Origin of the sequence: Nocardioides conyzicola (assembly GCF_039543825.1) — a bacterium.
In the GTDB taxonomy this organism is placed as follows: domain Bacteria; phylum Actinomycetota; class Actinomycetes; order Propionibacteriales; family Nocardioidaceae; genus Nocardioides; species Nocardioides conyzicola.
Genome location: NZ_BAABKM010000002.1, coordinates 1,908,802 through 1,926,144 on the forward strand (window position 1 = coordinate 1,908,802; position 17,343 = coordinate 1,926,144).

The 17,343-nt window shown below is 70.8% G+C and carries 20 protein-coding genes; 14 read left to right on the forward strand and 6 right to left on the reverse strand.

The window, feature by feature from the left end:
* The first annotated feature begins 13 nt into the window (after nucleotides 1-13).
* The 4 genes from ABEA34_RS12345 (at nucleotide 14) to ABEA34_RS12360 (ending at nucleotide 2,692) form a co-directional block, all read left to right on the forward strand.
* Nucleotides 14-490, forward strand: a complete 477-nt coding sequence (locus ABEA34_RS12345) for a DUF427 domain-containing protein (RefSeq protein WP_345521579.1) — start codon at nucleotides 14-16, stop codon at nucleotides 488-490.
* Nucleotides 491-526: 36 nt separating this feature from the next.
* Nucleotides 527-802: a DUF1905 domain-containing protein gene (locus ABEA34_RS12350; RefSeq protein WP_345521580.1), complete on the forward strand. Its 276-nt coding sequence runs from the start codon at nucleotides 527-529 to the stop codon at nucleotides 800-802.
* A complete protein-coding gene (locus tag ABEA34_RS12355) occupies nucleotides 802-1,023 on the forward strand; it encodes a DUF4287 domain-containing protein (RefSeq protein ID WP_345521581.1) in 222 nt (73 codons plus the stop codon). The genes ABEA34_RS12350 and ABEA34_RS12355 overlap by 1 nt, the downstream gene beginning before the upstream one ends.
* A gap of 421 nt (nucleotides 1,024-1,444) precedes the next feature.
* Entirely contained in the window at nucleotides 1,445-2,692 is a 1,248-nt protein-coding gene (locus ABEA34_RS12360) for an HNH endonuclease signature motif containing protein (protein ID WP_345521582.1), read from the forward strand.
* Between the two features lie 618 nt (nucleotides 2,693-3,310).
* On the opposite strand, the gene ABEA34_RS12365 is transcribed toward ABEA34_RS12360, so the two are convergent.
* Nucleotides 3,311-3,838: a hypothetical protein gene (locus tag ABEA34_RS12365; RefSeq protein ID WP_345521583.1), complete on the reverse strand. Its 528-nt coding sequence runs from the start codon at nucleotides 3,836-3,838 to the stop codon at nucleotides 3,311-3,313.
* A gap of 168 nt (nucleotides 3,839-4,006) precedes the next feature.
* Here ABEA34_RS12365 and ABEA34_RS12370 point away from each other — a divergent pair, with 168 nt between their 5' ends.
* Nucleotides 4,007-4,255, forward strand: coding sequence for a hypothetical protein (locus ABEA34_RS12370; protein ID WP_345521584.1), 249 nt, complete (start codon nucleotides 4,007-4,009; stop codon nucleotides 4,253-4,255).
* A 24-nt stretch (nucleotides 4,256-4,279) separates the two neighbouring features.
* On the opposite strand, the gene ABEA34_RS12375 is transcribed toward ABEA34_RS12370, so the two are convergent.
* Nucleotides 4,280-5,248, reverse strand: a complete 969-nt coding sequence (locus ABEA34_RS12375; protein ID WP_345521585.1) for an MsnO8 family LLM class oxidoreductase — start codon at nucleotides 5,246-5,248, stop codon at nucleotides 4,280-4,282.
* Between the two features lie 76 nt (nucleotides 5,249-5,324).
* On the opposite strand from ABEA34_RS12375, the gene ABEA34_RS12380 reads away from it, so the two are divergent.
* Nucleotides 5,325-5,897: a hypothetical protein gene (locus ABEA34_RS12380; protein ID WP_345521586.1), complete on the forward strand. Its 573-nt coding sequence runs from the start codon at nucleotides 5,325-5,327 to the stop codon at nucleotides 5,895-5,897.
* A gap of 23 nt (nucleotides 5,898-5,920) precedes the next feature.
* A complete protein-coding gene (locus ABEA34_RS12385) occupies nucleotides 5,921-6,532 on the forward strand; it encodes a hypothetical protein (RefSeq protein WP_345521587.1) in 612 nt (203 codons plus the stop codon).
* Between the two features lies 1 nt (nucleotide 6,533).
* Here ABEA34_RS12385 and ABEA34_RS12390 read toward each other — a convergent pair whose 3' ends face one another.
* Genes ABEA34_RS12390 through ABEA34_RS12400 form a run of 3 tightly spaced genes read right to left on the reverse strand, consistent with a single transcriptional unit; the run spans nucleotide 6,534 to nucleotide 8,548 of the window.
* Nucleotides 6,534-6,890, reverse strand: coding sequence for a hypothetical protein (locus ABEA34_RS12390; RefSeq protein WP_345521588.1), 357 nt, complete (start codon nucleotides 6,888-6,890; stop codon nucleotides 6,534-6,536).
* Nucleotides 6,891-6,894: 4 nt separating this feature from the next.
* The gene (locus ABEA34_RS12395) at nucleotides 6,895-7,926 is read right to left on the reverse strand and encodes a glycoside hydrolase family 6 protein (RefSeq protein WP_345521589.1); all 1,032 of its coding nucleotides are present in this window, start codon (nucleotides 7,924-7,926) and stop codon (nucleotides 6,895-6,897) included.
* Nucleotides 7,927-7,930: 4 nt separating this feature from the next.
* A complete protein-coding gene (locus tag ABEA34_RS12400) occupies nucleotides 7,931-8,548 on the reverse strand; it encodes a maleylpyruvate isomerase N-terminal domain-containing protein (protein ID WP_345521590.1) in 618 nt (205 codons plus the stop codon).
* 110 nt (nucleotides 8,549-8,658) lie between these two features.
* Between ABEA34_RS12400 and ABEA34_RS12405 the strand changes: the two genes are divergently transcribed.
* The 7 genes from ABEA34_RS12405 (at nucleotide 8,659) to mctP (ending at nucleotide 15,503) form a co-directional block, all read left to right on the forward strand.
* Nucleotides 8,659-9,006 (forward strand): YciI family protein, encoded by a 348-nt coding sequence (locus tag ABEA34_RS12405; RefSeq protein WP_345521591.1) that lies wholly within the window; start codon nucleotides 8,659-8,661, stop codon nucleotides 9,004-9,006.
* On the forward strand, nucleotides 9,003-10,229 hold the full coding sequence (locus ABEA34_RS12410) for an RNA polymerase sigma factor (protein ID WP_345521592.1): 1,227 nt from the start codon (nucleotides 9,003-9,005) through the stop codon (nucleotides 10,227-10,229). The genes ABEA34_RS12405 and ABEA34_RS12410 overlap by 4 nt, the downstream gene beginning before the upstream one ends.
* Nucleotides 10,226-12,139 (forward strand): M3 family metallopeptidase, encoded by a 1,914-nt coding sequence (locus ABEA34_RS12415; protein WP_345521593.1) that lies wholly within the window; start codon nucleotides 10,226-10,228, stop codon nucleotides 12,137-12,139. Before ABEA34_RS12410 ends, ABEA34_RS12415 begins: the two co-directional genes overlap by 4 nt.
* Nucleotides 12,140-12,354: 215 nt before the next feature.
* Nucleotides 12,355-13,059, forward strand: a complete 705-nt coding sequence (locus ABEA34_RS12420; RefSeq protein WP_345521595.1) for a PadR family transcriptional regulator — start codon at nucleotides 12,355-12,357, stop codon at nucleotides 13,057-13,059.
* Nucleotides 13,052-13,441: a DUF1707 SHOCT-like domain-containing protein gene (locus ABEA34_RS12425; RefSeq protein WP_345521596.1), complete on the forward strand. Its 390-nt coding sequence runs from the start codon at nucleotides 13,052-13,054 to the stop codon at nucleotides 13,439-13,441. The genes ABEA34_RS12420 and ABEA34_RS12425 overlap by 8 nt, the downstream gene beginning before the upstream one ends.
* Before the next feature lie 119 nt (nucleotides 13,442-13,560).
* Complete coding sequence (locus ABEA34_RS12430) at nucleotides 13,561-13,866, forward strand: DUF3311 domain-containing protein (protein WP_345521597.1); 306 nt, start codon at nucleotides 13,561-13,563, stop codon at nucleotides 13,864-13,866.
* A complete protein-coding gene (gene mctP / locus ABEA34_RS12435) occupies nucleotides 13,863-15,503 on the forward strand; it encodes a monocarboxylate uptake permease MctP (protein ID WP_345521598.1) in 1,641 nt (546 codons plus the stop codon). The genes ABEA34_RS12430 and mctP overlap by 4 nt, the downstream gene beginning before the upstream one ends.
* On the opposite strand, the gene ABEA34_RS12440 is transcribed toward mctP, so the two are convergent.
* On the reverse strand, nucleotides 15,500-17,224 hold the full coding sequence (locus ABEA34_RS12440; protein WP_345521599.1) for a cholesterol oxidase substrate-binding domain-containing protein: 1,725 nt from the start codon (nucleotides 17,222-17,224) through the stop codon (nucleotides 15,500-15,502). The genes mctP and ABEA34_RS12440 overlap by 4 nt on opposite strands.
* Nucleotides 17,225-17,343: the final 119 nt, after the last annotated feature.

Below are 17,343 nucleotides of genomic sequence, written 5' to 3' on the forward strand. Positions count from 1 at the left end.
GTAGCGTCGGGGCATGACGCAGCCCACGGTCGAGTCGGTCTGGGACTACCCCCGCCCGCCACGGGTCGAGCCCAGCGCGGAGCTGGTCGAGGTCGAGCTCGGCGGCCAGGTCGTCGCTCGTACGACGACCTCGTGGCGGGTCCTCGAGACCAGCCACCCGCCGACGTACTACCTACCGCGCTCCGCCTTCTCGCCGGGCACGCTCCGGCCAACGGCTGGGAGCTCCTTCTGCGAGTGGAAGGGCAGCGCGTCGTACTTCGACCTCGTCTCCGGAGAGCACGTCGCCGCCCGAGCGGGGTGGACCTACGAGCACCCGACCGCCGGCTTCGAGGTGATCGCCGGCGCGGTCGCGGTGATGGCCGCGCAGGTCGACCGGTGCACGGTCGACGGCGAGGTCGTCGTCCCCCAGCCGGGCGGGTTCTACGGCGGCTGGATCACCAGCCGGGTCGTCGGTCCCTTCAAGGCCGTCCCCGGCTCGCTCGGCTGGTAGCCGATGAGATCCGTTGGCGCCGGCGGTCGACATGACATGACCCCGATCGACGTGACCTTCGAGGCGGTGCTCCAGAAGAGCGAGGCCAAGGGCGGCTGGACCTATGTGGTGTGGCCGCGGTCCGCGGAGTTCTTCGGGACCCACGGCCTCGTGAAGGTGCGCGGCACGGTGGACGGGGTGCCCTTCGAGAGCTCGTTCATGGCGCTCGGCGACGGCAGCCACAAGCTGCCGGTCAAGGCCGCGCTCCGGGTCGAGTCCGGCAAGCAGTCAGGTGACACGGTGACCGTGCACCTCGAGGAGAGGATCACGTGATGACCGAGCAGGTGAAGGGCCCGGCGTCGTACTTCCCGTCGATCGAGAAGACGTACGGCCGCCCGATCGAGGAGTGGCAGGCGGTCGTGCGAGCCGCTCCCGGGTACGGCGCCGGCGCGAAGCACATGGAGCTGGTCGCGCTGCTCAAGGACGAGCACGGGATGGGCCACGGTCACGCAAACGCCGTCGTTGCCTACACGCTCGCGCAGGACAAGGCGTGAGCGCAGTCGGCGTGGCCTGCGGGTTTGCTCGGGTTGGTCGCCGACAGGCAGTTGCGCGGGTACGGCGGGTGGTGGGTTGCGGTCGGCGCCCGGGTTTCCGGCCGTAGCCCTCGCCGGTGGTTGAGCAGGGCCGCCAGGCCCGTGTCGAAACCAACCGACTGTCAGTGGCCTGCGGGTTTGCTCGGGTTGGCCGCCGACAGGCACTTACGCGGGTACGGCGGGCGGTGGGGTGCGGTCGGCGCCCGGGTTTCCGGCCGTAGCCCTCGCCGGTGGTTGAGCAGGGCCGCCAGGCCCGCGTCGAAACCCCGGACAGCTGACCGCCCTCCCGCCATCGAGATCGTGACCTTTTCGTGACCTACAACCCTGTGGATAAGGCCCTCTGAGGCCTCTGACTGTCGGTGGCCAGTGCTTGGCTAGTCCCATGACAGCGATGACCACACCCCACCACCAGGTGGCGACGGCGACCGCGCGGATGCGCGCTGTTGCCGACGCCGTGGTGGATGCGTCGGTGTGGTCGATGAGCGCCGGCGAGGCAGCCTCGACGTTGGTGGAGCTGACGCGGCTGGAGGCGCAGGTCATGGAGCTCCGGGCTCGGGTCGCGCGGCATGCGGACGAGCTCCAGGTCGGCACCGAGACCGGTGCGACGTCGACCGCGACCTGGCTCGCGCACCAGACCCGGCTCACGCGGTCGGCGGCGGCCGGTGTGGTGCACCTCGGCTACGACCTCGACACCCACGACGTCGTCCGCGACGCCCTCGCTGCCGGTGACCTCCGACCCGAGCAAGCGGTCGTGATCGTCCGGGCCTTGAAGGAGCTGCCGGCTGACCTGGACCCGGACCTGGTGATCCGCGCGGAGAAGCATCTCGTCGATGCCGCTGCTGAGCACGACGCGAAGACGCTGCGGATCCTCGGCCGCCGCCTCCTCGAAGTCGTCGCCCCGGACCTGGCGGACCAGCACGAGGCCGACCTCCTCGAGAAGGAGGAGGCCAAGGCAGCCCAGGCGATGCGGCTCACGATGACCGACGACGGTCACGGCAAGACCCACGCCCGGTTCACCCTCCCGACCGTGCAGGCAGCGATGCTCAAGAAGATGCTCTTGGCGATCGCCGCACCCAAGCACCAGGCCGCCACCCACGGCGCCGGCGTGCAGCGCCGCCCGAGTCCGGAGCGGATGGGCAGGGCGTTCGCCGAGCTCATCGAACGGATCAGCGCCAAGGACCTCCCGAAGGTCGGCGGTACCGACGCCACCATCGTCATCCACATCGACCTCGACGTGTTGACCGGCAGGCTCGAGAAGGCCGGTGTCCTCGACACCGGCGAGCGCATCAGCCCCCGCCAGGTCCGCCGCTTGGCGTGCACCGCCCGGATCCTCCCCGTCGTCCTCAACGGCAAGAGCGAGGTCCTCGACGTCGGCCGCGCCAAGCGGTTCTTCACGAAAGCCCAGCTCACCGCCCTGGGCATCCGCGAAGGCGGCTGCGTCGCCGACGGGTGCGACTGGCCACCCTGGATGTGCCACGCCCACCACTGGGAAAGATGGGCAGACGACGGCGGCACCGACCTCTCCAACGGCGGCCTGCTCTGCCCGAGACACCACGCAAGAGCCCACGACCCGACCTACGAGGCGACCCATCAACCCGACGGCAAGGTCACCTTCCACCGCAGGTGCTAGGCCGACGCCTGGCGCACTCTCATGCCGCGAGGTGCGGATGGCGATTAGCCCTGCTCGCCGACCAGACTGAACGCTGAGTCTCCGCACGATTCTTCTGCGAACGTGTCGAAGGCTTGGACGTCGGACCGACTCTCTCGGAGCGACGACAGGGACGGACCATCCACCAGCCACTGCGCCCGGACGCCCAGGCCGTTCCGTTCTGCTTCAGTCATTTCCGAAGGTGGCGCAACCCGGCTGAGTGCCTCGCCCCACGCCCGTAGTCCGCCACCCTCCGGAGGTTCGGTATAGACGCTGCAGAACGCCACCATTTCCGTGCTGTCGTCCGACTCACCGTCGTCTTGACCTGAGGTGCCGCAACTCATCAGTCCTAGGGCAAGGAGGCTGCAAACGAGGGTCGCCCCACGGTGCGTGGACGATGCCTCGGCGCGTTGCTTGCTCATGGGCGTCATGATCCCGCAATCGCATCCAGCCCGATCACGATTCCCCAAGACATCCGCACTTGCCGCGATCAGCGCGGATCTGCCGATGAGCGGATGCAGTCCCGTGCACGGACCTCTCTGTCGTTCGTTCGTCGTTGAGCAAAGAGGCACCCCGATCTGCTAAGCCCGGTCCCCGATTTCACAGCCAGGTGCTGCGGGCCGCGTACAAGCAGGTGTCATCGAACATCTGCATACGCGCGCGGACTTCAGGCAGCCAGTCAGCCACCTCGCTGGGCTGGGACTTCTCGATCAGGGACTCCAGTTCCGCGAAGCCCTCCTCGACGAACGTGAGCGATCGGACCGCATCGCGATCGAGGCTACTCGCGCCTTTGTCGTGATCCAGGGAGTCGATGACGCCGGGGCTCTCGCTGAGCCACTGGTCGATCCAGGATCGGACCTTATCTGCGTCGTTGAAGTACTGGTCCTCCGTGCGGCCGGCCTTCGCGGCGACAGCGCGCCCGTTGGCCTCGTCGGTCTCACTGAGAGCCGAACGTAGCAACTCGCGTTGTCGGAGATAGGTTTCGCACGCAGCATTGACCCGACGCTCATCTGCATGCGTAAACCACCAGGTCGCTGCAGTGACGAGGGCAATCACGAGGACCACAGCCACGCCGACGACGGCTCTCCGCGAGAGGCGGATGGTGGGAGGCGCGGTCGCGGTCGACACAGAGCGACCCTAAGGCTCGGCACCATGTCGCTGATACTGAACGCACGCATCTGCCGCGATCCGCACGTCGATCAAGGCGCGTCTTTCCAGTCGACAGGCTTGATCGACGTTGCTTGAATCCGTTCCGTGGAGAGCGATCACAGAGCTCCGTCGCCCGACTACTTCCGATTGACCGTCGACGGTGTCGACTTCAGCGTCGCCTACGACGTGTCGCAACCGGGTGCCTACCACTACACCGTCGCCGCCACCGCAGGTGGCGGCCCAGCGTTGAAGTATGGATTTACCAGTCGCCGATCCGACTACGGCAAGAGCACGACGGCCGAGCACATCGAGGCGATCCGCACTTTCCTCTCAGCAGTGGACCCGGTGACCGGGTACATCGAGGACGACCAAAGCGAGGACGACTCGTGGTCGTGATGTGGTCAGCGCCCGACCGCCCGCTCACGCCAAGAGCTCGCGCAGCATCCGGTCAGAGGCGAGCAGAGCGTCGTGATCATGGGTCGACGTGCTTGCCAACAGCTCGTCGGCCCCGGTCTGCTCGGCCAGCCGTTCGAGGTGCCGCCGGACCGTCGCGGGGCTCCCGGCCACGGCTCGGTCCAGCGAGCCCTCGACCCGGCGCCGCACCTGACCCGACCAGGGGGCGTCGCGGATGGCGGCCACGGTCTCGAGCGGCGGGAACTCGCCGGTCTGGCGCGACACCGCCATCGCCCACGCTTCGGGCAGGGCCAGCTCGCGTGCGGTGGCATCGTCGTCGGCGACGGTCACGTCCAGCGAGATCGTGACCCGCGGCTCGCTGCCGCGGTGCGGACGGAACTCGCGGCGATAGCGGGTCAGGACGGCGGGGAGCTCGGCGGACTCGAGGATGGGACCCCCGACGACGACGGGCAGCCCGAGCCGAGCGGCGATGTCCAGCCCACGACCGGTGGCGAGGAGGTGCATCGGCACCGGTCGACCGGTGGCTGGGCGCGCGGTCACCTCGGCGACGCCGTCGAAGTAGCGTCGCAGCTCTGCCAGCTCGTCCTCGAACGAGTCGGCAGCCTCGAGGTCGCGGCGCAACGCGCGACGGACCGGTGGCGTGAAGCCGAGCGAGCGGCCGAGGCCGAGATCGACCCGCCCCGGGTACAGGGCGTCGAGCACGAGGAACTGTTCTGCGACCACCAGCGGCTGGTGCAACGGCAGCATCACCCCGCCCGACCCGATCCGGATGCTCGTCGTGCGTGCGCCGATCGCGGCCAGGAGGACGGCCGGGGCCCCGGACGCGATGCCCGGCACACCGTGATGCTCGGCCACCCAGTACCGGTCGTAGCCGACCTGCTCCGCGTGCACGGCCCGGCTCAGGGTCGCCTCGAGGGCCTCGGCGTCGGGGACGCCCGCACGGGTCCGCGAGCGGTCGAGCAGCGAGGCCTTCACATGCTCCTCAACACGTCGCGGGCCGATCGCGTTCCCGCGGGGGTGGAGTGACGGACGAGCGGGTAGGACTCACGGCATGAGGTCCTCCTTGCGCGCCGCAGGTCTGCTCGTGGCCGTCCTGACGATCATGCTCGCGGCCGTCGCAGCGGCCGCACCACCCCGCACGCGCACCGGGACGGACCCGGCAGGGGACCAGCACCACGGCGCGGGCTGGCGGACACACCCGGCGGCGCGCGCAGAGGCCGACCTCCGGCGTACGACGGTGGCGGTCCGCGACCGTCACGTCGTGATCACCATCAAGGTCGGGCGCCTCCCCGCACGTCCGCGCAACGGCTTGGAGCTGGCCGTCGACCTCGGCCTCGTCCGGCCGGGCTACACCGATCAGCTGGACGTGTCGATCGACGCCGGTCCGGGTCGGCGGAGCGAGGCCACCCTCTTCATCGGGCGCAGCCCCGTCTGCCCCCACTCCGTCTCCGCGTCGGTGCGCCCGGCGCGCCGGGAGGTCGTGGCGCGGGTGCCGTTGCGCTGCTTGGGGCGGACGGCGCGTGCGCTCACCGATCCGCGCACCGACAGCACGCTCTTCACCCCGGACTTCACGATGATCGCCAGCGACGTCAGCTTCGCGAGATGGAGGCTCCGCCTCCCCTGACGGCTCCGGATATCGTCGCCACCGTGCCCGACCACCAGCGCATCCTCGTGGTCAGCAGCACGGCGGAGGACGCCGAGGTCTTCGGGGTCCGCGACGGCCTTCGTCGTGGCGCGGTGGTCATCGCCGCGCCGACGGCCGAGGCCGCACGAGTGGTGCGCGTCCTCGCCGTCGAGCCGCAGGTCGAGCTGCTGCTGGCGCCGGTGACCGTTCCCGACGTCGACCGCGGGCACCGCCTCGACGAGCTGGTACGGCGCCACGCGCTGAGGGACCGGTTCCGGGACGTCGTGGTGGTGACGGACCCGGCGAGCGCGGCGCTGCTGCTGCAGGTCCTGGCGCCCGGCCAGGTGCGGTCGGGTGGTGCGGTGACGGTGGTGGGGCTCCCACGCGGCGAGCGCCCGGTCGCCGTACGGCGTGCCATCGCCTCCGGGCTGGTGCTCGGCATCGCAGCGAGCGCGGTGGAGCCGCTGGTGTCGATCCTCGTGCTGCTGGGTGCCGTGACGTTCGTGGGGCTCGGCCTTCTGCTGGTCCTGCGCTGGCGCCACGTCGGCCGGGAGCTGCTGCTCGCGGCGGCGATCGCGTTCGGGGTCGTCCTCGCGATGGTGGCCGGCTCGGCCCGCTTCCCCGACGGCTGGTGATCTACTCGATGCCGGCGGTCCGGTCGAGGTGCTGCAGCAGGTCGTGGGCGGCGAGCTCCACCTTCTTGTGCCGCCACTCCGCGGCCCGGTAGACGCACGCGATCAGGCCGGAGCGGTGCACCCGGCGGAGGTCGCCGTAGCCGAACGCGTAGCGCGCCTTGGTCTCGTCGTTGGCTCCCTCGGTGAGGCCGAGGTGCCACGCGGCGTACTCGTCCCAGGTGTGCCGCTCGAGGTAGGCGTTCTGGGCCTCGGCGTTCGGCTGCACGTCGCCCCAGTCGCTGTCGAGGACGTACTGCTGCTTGTCGATCAGCGCGCGGGCGTGGGCGACGGCGTCCGGGTTGACCGCGTACGTCGCCATGGGGTCACTCCGGGCAGGAGGACTCGGACGACGAGCCCGTCAGGAGTCGGTCGGCGAGCATGTCGCACCACGTGCCGGAGGAGCTGCCGCCGTTGACCTGGCCGTCGGACTCGCCCGGGTGCTTGACCCACAGCGTGCCGTCGAACGCCCCCTTGAAGACCAGCCTCGGCGCCTTGCCGACGCGCGCCCACAGCGGGTTGAGGACGTCGTAGCCGTCGGAGCTCGGCGCGGCCCCGTTGCGGGAGGTGTCGACGACGTAGTGCTTGCCCCTGACGCCGAGCTTGCGCAGGCCGGCGAGCATCGTCGCGGCGTACCTCTGCTCGTCGCCCGTGGGGCGGAAGTTGGAGACGTTGGTGCTGATGCCCCGGTCGTACGCGACACCCGCCTGCTTCAGCAGCGTCGGACGATTGTCGTAGGGGGTCCAGTTGGAGTGCCCGGCGTCGAGGTAGACCCAGGCGCCGGACTTGCTGAGCGTCTTGCTGGCGAACCGCAGCATCGCGACCCAGCCGGCCGGCGGGCTCGCGCACCCGCTGCCGCTGAAGAGCGGCAGGGCGTCGGGTTCGAGGATCACCAGCGCGCGCTGCTGCTTCAGGCCAGCGGCGATCTGCCGGATCCACGCTCGGTACTGCGTCGCGTTCTTGAGGGCGCCCGACGAGGACTGGCCGCCGCAGTCGCGGCCGGGGATCCCGTAGACCGTGAGCATCGGGGTCTTCCTGGCCTTGAGCGCCCGCGACGTGTACGCGCGGACGACGCTGCGCACCCGCATCGTGGCGTAGGCCTCGGGGATGATCCAGAGCGCCTGGGCCTTGGTGCCGAGCGCCTTCTTGTACGGCGCGCCGTGGTTGGCAGCCGGCATCCGCGGGTCGACGAACAGCCCCCGGGTCTTGCGCGGGTCCTTCTTCGCCACGGCCTTGGCGACGACGTGCTGACCTCCGGCAGGCCGCTGCGCGTCGACCGGGGAGCTCAGACCGACGCTCGCGAGCGCGAGGACGGTCAGCAGCACGAGGGCGCGAGGGGACCGGGACCGAGGGAGCACCCCCTCAGGGTACGGGTTGGTCGTCCTCACGCGGTCCGAAGATGCAGAGGTCGTCGAGCTGGTCGGGGGAGAGGGGGAGCCCCCAGGCCTGCATCTGGCTGCGCGAGCGGCGCGAGAAGAGCGCCCGGAAGAGCTCGTAGTCCTCGATCTCGGACGGCGGCTGCGTCGCCCCGAACTTCATCGGCGCAACCGCGGCCAGCACGGGCGACCACATCGGCGTCGGGGGTACGCCGAGCCCGAGCGCCTCGTGCAGGTCGGCGTGGTGGACCGCGAGGTCCCACACGATCGCGGGTCGTGGGTTGTCGAGAGTGGACGCGGCGACCGCGTCCTGGTTGGCCGTCAGCTCGCCGATCAGGTCCTCGACCGGCCGCCCGCGACGCTCGGCGACGTGGCGGGCCGTCCACTCCGGTCCGGGCGCGCCCTCCATCCGCCCGGCGAGGGCATCGGCCGGCCCGCCTGCGAGGTGGGCGAGCACGTCGCGGACGGTCCAGTCCGGCGAGCCCGGCACCGTGGTGGCGAGCCCGGTGTCGTCCAGGTCGCTCGCCAGCCGGGTGATGGCGGCGACGTTCGCGCGGTAGAGATCGCCCCAGGGGTTCCCGGAGTCGTGCACCGAGTCCGACATGTCCTCACCGTAGGCATCGCGGAGAATTTCGGGAAGGGTGTCGTACGCGCGCACGAGCGTTCGTGGAGTAGGTGAGAGGCCCACCGGGGCCGCGTGCCAGAGGAGTGACCATGCCGCAGTACCTGCTGTCCGTGCACCACGTCGAGGGCGAGGAGATGCCGCCGCCGGAGGAGATGCAGCCGGTCTTCGAGGCGGTCGACCGCTTCAACCAGAAGGCGATGGACGCCGGGGTCTGGGTGTTCGCGGGCGGCCTGATGCCGCGGGAGACCGCGACCACCGTCGACGCCACCGGCACCGAGCCGGTCGTGACCGACGGCCCGTTCGCGGAGTCGAAGGAGTGGATCGGTGGCTTCTGGATCTTCGAGCTCCCCGATCTCGACGCCGCCCTGACCTGGGCCACCGAGGGGTCCCGGGCCTGCGCCGGCAAGGTCGAGGTCCGTCCCTTCCAGTCCGAGTGAGCGACCCCGACGAGGCGCTCGCCGCCGTCGACCGGATCTACCGCGAGGAGTACGGACGCGTCGTCGCCTCCCTGGCCCGCCGCTTCGGGGACCTCGACATCGCCGAGGACGCGGCGGCCGAGGCGCTGCTCGTCGCCCTGGAGCGGTGGCCCGCCGACGGCGTACCGCCCAATCCCGGGGGCTGGCTGACCACGACGGCCGGCAACCGGGCCATCGACCGGATCCGACGGGAGTCGCACCGCGACGCGAAGCACCAGGCGGCCCTGACCATGTACGACGACACTCCGCACGAACCCACCGGGCTGGTCGAGGACGACCGCTTGCGGCTGATCTTCACCTGCTGCCACCCGGCGCTGGCTCCGGATGCCCGGGTGGCACTCACCCTGCGGCTCCTGGGTGGACTGACCGTGGCCGAGATCGCACAGGCGTTCTTCGTGCCCGAGACCACGATGGCGCAGCGGATCACCCGCGCGAAGCGCAAGATCAAGGACGCCCACATCCCGTTCCGGGTCCCGGGGGCCGACGACCTCCCGGCTCGGCTGGCCGCGGTGCTCGCGGTCGTCTACCTGGTCTTCAACGAGGGCTACCTGTCGTCCTCCGCCGATGCCGACCCGGTGCGGGAGGACCTCACCGCCGAGGCCATCCGGCTCGGCCGGATCCTGCGCCGGCTGCTGCCCGACGAGCCCGAGGTCGCGGGCCTGCTCGCGCTGATGCTGCTGACCGAGGCGCGCCGTACGGTCCGGGTCGCGGGCGGCGAGCTGGTCGTGCTGCACGAGCAGGACCGCGGCGGCTGGGACCGGGCGCTCATCGCAGAGGGGCACGAGCTGGTCCGGGAGTGCCTGGCCCGCAACCGGCCCGGCCAGTACCAGCTGCTCGCCGCGATCAACGCCGTGCACACCGACGCCCCCGTCGCGTCGGCCACCGACTGGGCCCAGATCGCCGCGCTCTACGACCAGCTGTACGCCCTGGTGCCCGGCCCGGTCGTGGCGCTGAACAGGGCGGTCGTGATCGCCGAGCTGGACGGCCCGGAGGTCGCCCTGGCCGAAGTCGACCGGCTCGACCTGACGACGTACCACGCCTGGCACGCGACCCGCGCCGACCTGCTGCGCCGGCTCGGCCGCAGCGCCGAGGCGCGGGCGGCGTACGACGCGGCGATCGCGACGACCGAGAACGCGGCCGAGCGCGCCTACCTCTCCCGGAGGCGTGGCAGTCTGGCGCCATGACGCTTGCTGCTCTGGCGATGCCCTCTGTCGACGACGCCCAGGCCTGGGTGGAGAGCCGGGCCCGGGACGGCCTGGCGGCCGCCCGTGAGCTGGTCGACGCGCTCCGGTCCTCGCCCCCGGAGACCACGCTCGAGCTGCTGCGGCAGTGGGACGAGGTCTCCCGCCACCTCGGCGACGTCGCGGCCGTCGGCTCCCTGCTGGCCAACGTGCACCCCGTCGAGGCGGTGCGCACGACCTGCGAGCAGACCGAGGTCGAGGTGGACCGGCTCGTCACCGAGCTGCGCCAGGACCGCGGTCTCTACGAGGTCTTCGCCGCTGCCGACGCGACCGGGCTCGACCCGGTCGCCACCCGCCTGCTCGACAAGACGCTCGACGACTTCCGGCGTGCCGGCGTCGACCTCGACGACGAGGCCCGCGCCCGCCTGGTCGAGATCAACGAGCGGCTGACCGAGCTCGGCCAGGACTTCGGGCGGACCATCCGCGACGACGTCCGGACGGTGCGGGTCCCGCCGGAGCGGCTGGCCGGGCTGCCGCAGGACTGGCTCGACGCGCACCCGGCGGACGAGGACGGGCTGGTCACGGTCACGACCGACTACCCCGACGCGCTGCCGGCGCGGATGTTCGTCCACGACGCCGGCGTACGCCGCGACGTCACCGTCGCGTTCCTCCAGCGCGGCTACCCGGTCAACGAGCCCTTGCTGCACGAGATCTTCGCGCTGCGCCACGAGCTGGCGACCCTGGTCGGGTACGCCGACTGGGCGTCGTACGACGCCGACGTGAAGATGATCAAGAAGGGGCCGGCGATCCCCGAGTTCATCGACCGGATCGCCGAGGCCGCCGACGAGCCGATGCGCCGCGACCTCGACCTGCTGCTCGAGCGCTACCGCCGCGACGTCCCCGGCGCCACCGCCATCGACACGGCCGACTCCCTCTACTACGAGGAGCTGGTGCGCCAGGAGCGGCACGACGTGGACTCCCAGCGGGTGCGCACCTACTTCGACTTCCCGAAGGTCCAGCAGGGCCTCCTCGACGTGACCGCCCGGCTCTTCGGGGTGACCTACGAGCCGGTGGTCGACGCGGTCGTCTGGCACGACGAGGTGACGGCGTACGACGTGCACCGCGACGGCGCGCGGATCGGGCGGATCTACCTCGACCTGCACCCGCGCGACGGCAAGTACAAGCACGCCGCGCAGTTCACCCTCGTCGACGGGCTCGCCGGCCGGCAGCTGCCCGAGGGCGTGCTGGTCTGCAACTTCTCCCGCGGCCTGATGGAGCACGACCACGTGGTCACGCTCTTCCACGAGTTCGGGCACCTGCTCCACCACGTGCTGGCCGGGGCGGGCGAGTGGACCCGCTTCGCCGGCGTCGCCACCGAGTGGGACTTCGTCGAGGCGCCGAGCCAGATGCTCGAGGAGTGGGCGTGGGACGCCGACGTGCTGCGGACCTTCGCGACGTCCGCGTCCGGTGAGCCGATCCCGGCCGACCTGGTGGCGCGGATGCGGGCGGCCGACGACTTCGGCAAGGGCTACCAGGCGCGCACGCAGATGTTCTACGCCGCGATGTCCTACTGGTTCCACACCGACCGGCCCGCCGACCTGTCCGCCGCGATGCGCGAGCTGCAGGCCCGCTACTCGCCCTTCGCCTACATCGACGACACCCACATGTTCGCGAGCTTCGGTCACCTCAGCGGCTACTCCTCGGCGTACTACACCTACATGTGGTCGCTGGTGATCGCCAAGGACCTCTTCTCCGCCTTCGACCCGGCCGACCTCTTCGCCCCCGACGTCGCCGGTCGCTACCGCGACCGGGTGCTCGCCCCCGGCGGCACGAAGGACGCCGCCGACCTGGTCGCCGACTTCCTCGGGCGGCCGTACACCTTCGACGCGTACGCCGCCTGGTTGGCGCGGTAGCTCCTGCGGGTTTCACCGGCTGACCGCCGAATCCCGCACGACACGCCGCCTCGGACCGGCGTGTCGTGCGGGTTCTGGCGGCTGACCGGTGAAACCGGCTTGTGTCGTCACCACAGTCGGCGTAATCTAGCGATATATCGCGACAGGTTGACGACAGTCCCAGGACTGTCGCCCCGCGATATCGACACACTCGTACTCAGCAAAGGAGTTCCCCCATGGGACACCCAGGATTCAACCGACAGTGGGCGCAGTACGGCGAGCAGGAGCGCCGCCAGCACGGAGGCCGCCGCGGCGGCGGGCCGTGGGGCGGCGGAGGTCCGTGGACCGGGCCGGGTGGCTTCGGCCGGCCCGGGCACCCGGGTCCGCCGCCGTGGGTCGCGGGCCTGTTCGGCCTCGCCCAGGGCGACCGCCAGCGCGGGCCGCGGGTCCGCCGCGGCGACGTCCGGTCCGCGATCCTCGACGTCGTGCACACGGCCCGCACCACCGGGGAGCCGGTCAACGGCTACCAGGTCATCCAGCAGATCACCGAGCGCAGCAACGGCGCTTGGCGGCCGAGCCCCGGCTCGGTCTACCCGACCATCTCGCAGCTCGAGGACGAGGGCCTGCTCCAGACGGTCGACCAGAGCGGTCGCCGCAGCCTCGAGCTGACCGCGACCGGCGAGACGTACGTCGCCGAGCACGCCGACGAGCTGGCCGCCGTGTGGGCCCCCTTCCAGGAGGAGCGCACCGCCGAGGGCGACGCGTTCGCCGACATCAAGCCCGAGATCGGTCAGCTCATGGGCGCCGTCTGGCAGGTCATGACGACCGGCAGCGACCCCCAGCGCGCAGCCGCAGCCGAGATCCTCGCCGAGACCCGGCGCCGGCTCTACGGCCTCCTCGCCGAGGGCGACGACCTCGCCCAGGACACGACCGATGAGTGACGAGCACCTGCGCATCGGCGACGCCGAGCGCGAGCAGGCGGCGGCGGCCCTGGGCGAGCACTACGCCCAGGGCCGGATCACCGCCGACGAGCACGCGGAGCGGCTCGACCAGGTCTGGCACGCGCGCACCCGCGCGGAGCTGCAGCCGGTCTTCCGCGACCTGCCCGGCCCGGCGCTTCGTACGACGTCCGAGGATCGCCCCCGGTCGTCCCGCCGCGGCTTCCGCCCACCGCTGTTCGCGATCCTGGCGGTCCTCCTGCTGCTCACCATGATCACCCACAAGCCGCTCATCCTGATCGGTCTCCTGGTGGTCGTGTTCGTGGTGTCGCGGCGTCGTCACCGCTTCGCGAGCCCGGCCCGGATGCAGCACTGGTCCAGATGACGCGTGCCGGGCCGCAGCAACCAGCCTGTCGAGCGTCCCCGAGGTGTACGGGCCGGCTGCGTGGGTAAGTCGCCGGGAGGTGACGCACGTCACCACGCACACCTATCTCGGAGGTGTTCATGTCCGACGTCCCCGCACGCACCGGTCCGCCCTCGGCGAGCCGCTGGGCCCTCATCTACGTCCTGCTCACGCCGGCGGTCATCCTGCCGCTGTGGGTCGGGCTCTACGACCGGGTCGACCCGACGTTCGTCGGCTTCCCCTTCTACTTCTGGTTCCAGTTCGCGCTGATCCTCGTCGCGGTCGCGCTGACGCTCCCGGCGTACCTCCTGGCGCAGGTCGCCGACCGCCGCGACCGGGTCCGGCACGGGCTGCCACCCGTGCCCGACGGCACCGGGTCCGACCGGAAGGCCGGTGACGAGCGGTGATCGACCACGTCAACGGCGTCGTCTTCGCCGTCTTCATCTTCCTCTTCCTGCTCGTCACCGTGCTCGGCTTCGCCGCCGCGCGCTGGCGCCGCGCGGACCTCGACAGCCTCGACGAGTGGGGCCTCGGTGGCCGCGGCTTCGGCACCTTCATCGCCTGGTTCCTCATCGGCGGCGACATCTACACGGCGTACACCTTCATCGCGGTCCCCGCGACCCTGTACGCCGGCAGCGCGGTCGGGTTCTTCGCGGTGCCGTACACGATCGTGGTCTACCCGCTGATCTTCCTGTTCCTGCCGCGGCTCTGGTCGGTCAGCCACCGGCACGGGTACGTCACGCCGGCCGACTTCGTGCAGGGTCGCTACGACAGTCGCGGCCTCGCGCTGGTGATCGCGCTGACCGGCATCCTCGCGACGATGCCCTACATCGCCCTGCAGCTGGTCGGCATGGAGGTCGTGCTCCAGGTGATGGGCATCGGCACGACCAGCGACACCTGGTTCGTCCAGCACCTGCCGCTCTTCATCGCGTTCGGCGTGCTGGCGGCCTACACCTACTCCAGCGGGCTGCGGGCGCCGGCGCTGATCGCCTTCGTCAAGGATGCCCTCATCTACCTCGTGATCCTGGTCGCGGTCTTCTACATCCCCTCGCAGATCGGCGGCTGGGACCACATCTTCTCGACGGTCACAGACGGGTTCGCCGACTTCAACGCCACGAACGCCGACGCGATCGCGGCCGGGGACGCGGCGCCCAAGGCCGTGATGCCGCCGCAGCCGCTGCAGTGGGCCTACGCGTCGCTCGCCCTGGGGTCGGCGCTCGCGCTGTTCATGTACCCGCACTCGGTGACCGGGGTCCTCTCGACCCGGAGCCGGTCGGTGATCCGGCGCAACGCGGCCCTGCTCCCGGCGTACTCCTTCCTGCTGGGGTTGCTCGCCCTGCTCGGCTTCGTCGCGATCGCGGCGGGCGTGAAGGTCGACAACCCGCAGCAGTCGGTGCCGCAGCTCTTCGAGGACCAGTTCAGCCCGTGGTTCGCCGGCGTCGCGTTCGCCGCGATCGTCATCGGCGCGCTGGTGCCGGCGGCGATCATGTCGATCGCGGCGGCGAACCTGTGGACGCGCAACATCTACAAGGCGTTCATCAACCGCAGCGCCACGCACAAGCAGGAGGCGACGCAGGCCAAGCTGGTCTCGCTGCTCGTGAAGTTCGGCGCGCTGGTCTTCGTCCTGGCACTGTCGAAGGACTTCGCCATCAACCTGCAGCTGCTCGGCGGGGTGTGGATCCTGCAGACGCTGCCGGCCATCGTGATCGGGCTGTACACCCGGTGGATGCACCGGTGGGCGCTCTTCGCCGGCTGGGCGGTCGGCATGGCCTACGGCACCTGGCTCGCGTACGGCGTGAAGTCGCCCGTGCAGGACCACTTCGGTGGCCCGCTGGTCAACTTCCCGGGGACCGAGACCAAGGTCTACATCGCCGTCGTCGCGATCCTCGCCAACCTGCTCGTCGCGGTCGTGCTCACGTTCGTCCTGCGCGCCCTGAAGGTGGACGAGGGCGTGGACCAGACCCGACCGCAGGACTACCACGCGGACGCCGGCGACCCCGGGGTCGAGGAGGAGCTCTCCCCGGACGTGCCGGCGCACGCCTAGAGGAGCAGCTTGTCCACGAACGCGCTGCTGAAGACCCGGGCGGGGTCGAGGATGTCGAGCATGGCCCGCCCGGAGTCCCAGTTGTCGTTCGTCGGATAGCCGGTCCGGAAGGTGGTCGGCACCCTGGTGTCGACCACGTCGTTCGACGTCCAGGCACCGGCCGACGTGTAGGCCCAGCCCTTCGACCACTCGGGCCGCACGTCGGCGTACGACGCGTAGTTGCTGTAGATCCACTGCTCCATCTCGGCGTAGAACACGTCGGCGTACGGCGTGCCGGGCAGCGTCAGGATGTCCAGCCAGACCGCGCAGTCCCACTCGGGGTGGTCGGGCCGCGGCCGCAGCGCCGACAGCTGCGGTGACCGCGTGGCGCCGACGTCGGCCGGCTTGTCGAGGCCGGTGACCCGGATCTCGACGGGACCGTTCATCGGGAACCTGCCCTGGCTGCGGAAGTCGGCGAGCCGGGCCGAGTAGCGGGACGTGAACTCCTGGATGACCCGCTGCACGTCGGCGCGCTTGCAGACGATCGCGTAGCCGTTGGCGGTCACCCGCAGCGTGGACGGCCGCACGTAGAGGAGCAGGTTCTTCGACCAGCCCCAGATGTCGTAGGTGAAGGTGGTGACCAGGCCGGCCGCGACGATGTTGTAGTTGAGCGGGCCGAAGTCGACGACCGCTCCGGGGTTGCCCCCGATGATCTGCGCAGACAGGTCGAAGATCGACTGCGGCAGGCTGTCGCTGAAGGTGTAGTTGTACGGGCTGTTGACCTGCCGCGACAGCAGCGGCTTGGACGGTGCGACGCTCCACACCTTCAGCCACGGCTTGTCGGTGAAGGGGAACCAGATCGCCTCCACGCGGCCGGCCGAGCTCAGGTAGCTCGTGAACGTCCTGCCGCTGGAGCCCGCCGGCGCGAAGAGCTCGGTCGCCGGCACGTCGAACCAGCTCTGGCAGCGCAGCCGCTGGTTGGCGCCGGCCTGCAGCACCACCTCGGTGATGAACGAGCGGCCGACGTGCGTCATCAGGGCGCCGGCCTCGACGTCGTTGCGGTGGTAGGTCTTCAGCACGTACGACGAGGTCGCGGCGTCCCACACGACCGCGGTGATCTGCTGCACCAGGTTGCTGATGGAGCCGTACGTGTGGCCGGCCGGCTTCGTCTCACCGGTCTTCGGTACGGCGGTGCCGTGGCCGTCGATCGCGAGCACGCCCCCGACCGTCAGGTCGCCGGGGGCGGGGGAGGCCGTGATGCCGAGGCCGGCCGCCTCGAGCGCGGTCATCATCGCCAGCATCGTGGCGCCGGTCTGCACCCGGACCCGCGAGCTGCTCGTGTCCACAGAGATAGCCGTCAGCTTGGTCTTGGTGTCGACGAGCACGACCTTCGCGGCGTCGCTGCCGTTGACGGCGAGGGAGAGGGGCGACCAGTTGTGCGAGCTGCCCTTGGCACGCAGCCGCCAGCCGTTGGCCCGGGCCCAGTTGGCGAGCGTGACGACGTCCGCGGGCGTGTTCGGCGTGCACGTCCAGACGGCGTCGACGGAGATGGCGCCCGACCAGTTCTTGTAGGCCTGCTGGAAGAGCGGGATGCCGCCGGGGAAGGACGGTGGGGTCGGCAGCGCCGACTGGGCCGCGGGGATCTGCTCGAACGGGATCCAGGCGGCGACGCCGACTGCCGCGACGCCCTGCATCAGGCGCCGTCGGGACAGTCCTCGTGCGCGCTCGTCGTCGTCACTCATGATGCGGTGCTCCCTCAGCCGGTCTGTCCCCACATCCCGGTGTGACGCCCGTCACTGTAACGAGTTCTAGTTTTGCCGGCTGTGGTCCGTTCGGGTCATTTCCGGGCCAGGGGTGCGGG

Excerpts from the sequence above, each read along its gene's own strand:
- ABEA34_RS12440 (WP_345521599.1), bottom strand. The coding sequence starts at position 17,224 with ATGAGTGACGACGACGAGCGCGCACGAGGACTGTCCCGACGGCGCCTG.
- ABEA34_RS12405 (WP_345521591.1), top strand. The coding sequence starts at position 8,659 with ATGCCGCAGTACCTGCTGTCCGTGCACCACGTCGAGGGCGAGGAGATG.
- ABEA34_RS12345 (WP_345521579.1), top strand. The coding sequence starts at position 14 with ATGACGCAGCCCACGGTCGAGTCGGTCTGGGACTACCCCCGCCCGCCA.
- ABEA34_RS12380 (WP_345521586.1), top strand. The coding sequence starts at position 5,325 with ATGAGGTCCTCCTTGCGCGCCGCAGGTCTGCTCGTGGCCGTCCTGACG.
- ABEA34_RS12350 (WP_345521580.1), top strand. The coding sequence starts at position 527 with ATGACCCCGATCGACGTGACCTTCGAGGCGGTGCTCCAGAAGAGCGAG.
- ABEA34_RS12430 (WP_345521597.1), top strand. The coding sequence starts at position 13,561 with ATGTCCGACGTCCCCGCACGCACCGGTCCGCCCTCGGCGAGCCGCTGG.
- ABEA34_RS12390 (WP_345521588.1), bottom strand. The coding sequence starts at position 6,890 with ATGGCGACGTACGCGGTCAACCCGGACGCCGTCGCCCACGCCCGCGCG.
- ABEA34_RS12425 (WP_345521596.1), top strand. The coding sequence starts at position 13,052 with ATGAGTGACGAGCACCTGCGCATCGGCGACGCCGAGCGCGAGCAGGCG.
- ABEA34_RS12415 (WP_345521593.1), top strand. The coding sequence starts at position 10,226 with ATGACGCTTGCTGCTCTGGCGATGCCCTCTGTCGACGACGCCCAGGCC.
- ABEA34_RS12360 (WP_345521582.1), top strand. The coding sequence starts at position 1,445 with ATGACAGCGATGACCACACCCCACCACCAGGTGGCGACGGCGACCGCG.
- ABEA34_RS12355 (WP_345521581.1), top strand. The coding sequence starts at position 802 with ATGACCGAGCAGGTGAAGGGCCCGGCGTCGTACTTCCCGTCGATCGAG.
- ABEA34_RS12420 (WP_345521595.1), top strand. The coding sequence starts at position 12,355 with ATGGGACACCCAGGATTCAACCGACAGTGGGCGCAGTACGGCGAGCAG.
- ABEA34_RS12400 (WP_345521590.1), bottom strand. The coding sequence starts at position 8,548 with ATGTCGGACTCGGTGCACGACTCCGGGAACCCCTGGGGCGATCTCTAC.